General features: G+C 62.1%; 1 protein-coding gene and 1 pseudogene. One reads left to right on the top strand and one right to left on the bottom strand.

Going from position 1 to position 1,478, the window contains the following annotated elements:
- Positions 1-264: pseudogene (locus OQK_RS28530) on the top strand (FtsX-like permease family protein); the annotation flags it as partial.
- A gap of 97 nt (positions 265-361) precedes the next feature.
- On the opposite strand, the gene OQK_RS28525 reads toward OQK_RS28530, so the two are convergent.
- On the bottom strand, positions 362-1,478 hold a 1,117-nt coding region (locus tag OQK_RS28525), incomplete at its 5' end, for a heavy metal sensor histidine kinase (protein ID WP_038861933.1).

Genomic DNA, 1,478 nt, shown 5'->3' with positions numbered 1-1,478 from the left:
ATTGTCGGCACCATCATTGGCGGCGTGCTGGGCGTGATTGCGGCGCTCAATGTCAGTGAGCTGGTCGGCTGGGTCGAGCGTGTGACCGGCCAGCATATCTTCAGTTCGGACGTGTATTTCGTCAGCAACCTGCCTTCGGAACTGCAGGGCGGCGATGTGCTGTTGATCTGCTCGGCGGGGTTCATTCTGAGCTTCCTGGCCACGGTGTATCCGGCGTGGCGGGCGGCGAAGATCGAACCGGCGCATGCGCTGAGATACTCGTAACCTTTAGACCGCCTTCGCGAGCAGGCTCGCTCCCACGGTTGGAATGCATTTCCCTGTGGGAGCGAGCCTGCTCGCGAAGGGGCCGGACCTGCTGGCCTCAGTTCTGCTTCGGTAACTGGATCACAAACCGCGTAAACCCCACCTCCGATTCGCAATGAATCGTCCCGCCATGTGCCCGCACGATCGACTGGGTAATCGCCAAGCCCAACCCCGCATGCTCACTGCTGCCTTCCTGCCGCGCCGGATCCGCTCGATAGAAGCGGTCGAACAGACGTGGCAGTAATTGCGCGGAAATACCCTCGCCACTGTTCTCGACGCAGACGCGCACGATCTCCCCCTCGTCGACGATGCTGAAGCGCACATAACCCTCGGCCGGGGTAAACCGCAGTGCGTTATCCAGCAGGTTCGACAAGGCCCGGCGCAACATGCCGCGATCACCTTCGATTTGCGCCTCACCTTCACGGCTCAAACTCACGCCAGCGTCTTCCGCCAATGGCGCAAAAAACTCGAGCAACATGTCAGCTTCATCCGCCAGCTCCAGCGGTTCGCGCTTGGGCATCAGCAAGCCGTGGTCAGCCTTGGCCAGATAGAGCATGTCGTTGACCAGTTGCGCCATCCATTGCAGTTCTTCGAGGTTGCTGTGCAGCGCTTCGCGGTAGTCCTCCAGTGCGCGAGGGCGGGTGAGGGTGACCTGGGTGTGGGTCAGCAGATTCGACAACGGTGTGCGCAGCTCATGGGCAATGTCGGCGGAGAACGCCGAGAGGCGCTGAAACGAGTCGTCGAGGCGTGCGAGCATGGCGTTGAAGCTGTAGGCCATTTCCGCAAGCTCTGGCGGCATCTTCTCTTCAGGCAGTCGGGCATTCAGCGATTGCGCAGAAATCCCACGGGCCACCGCGCTCATCCGCCGCAACGGGCGCAGACCGCTGCGCGCGGCCCAGGCGCCGAGCAGGGCGGTAGCCAGCGCTGACAGGCCGACGGTCAGCCAGATCAGATGCTGCATGCGCGTAAGAAAATGCTGGTGATGGGTGATGTCCAGCAGCAGCGTCAGTTGCGGCGAATCCGCTGCGTCCGGGTAGAGCGGGGCGCGCAGCACGCGGTAATCGGTGCCGTCATGGCTGATGGTCGACAGGCCGGTTTGCAGCGGCAGATTCTTCGGAATCTGCACCGAGCTGTCATACCAGTGCTGACCGTCGCCACTGGTAATGCGCAACGAC

Origin of the sequence: Pseudomonas sp. R62 (assembly GCF_000257605.1) — a bacterium.
Lineage (GTDB): Bacteria > Pseudomonadota > Gammaproteobacteria > Pseudomonadales > Pseudomonadaceae > Aquipseudomonas > Aquipseudomonas atacamensis.
Note: the sequence above shows the minus strand (reverse complement) of the source record. Positions and strands in the feature narration are given on the sequence as shown.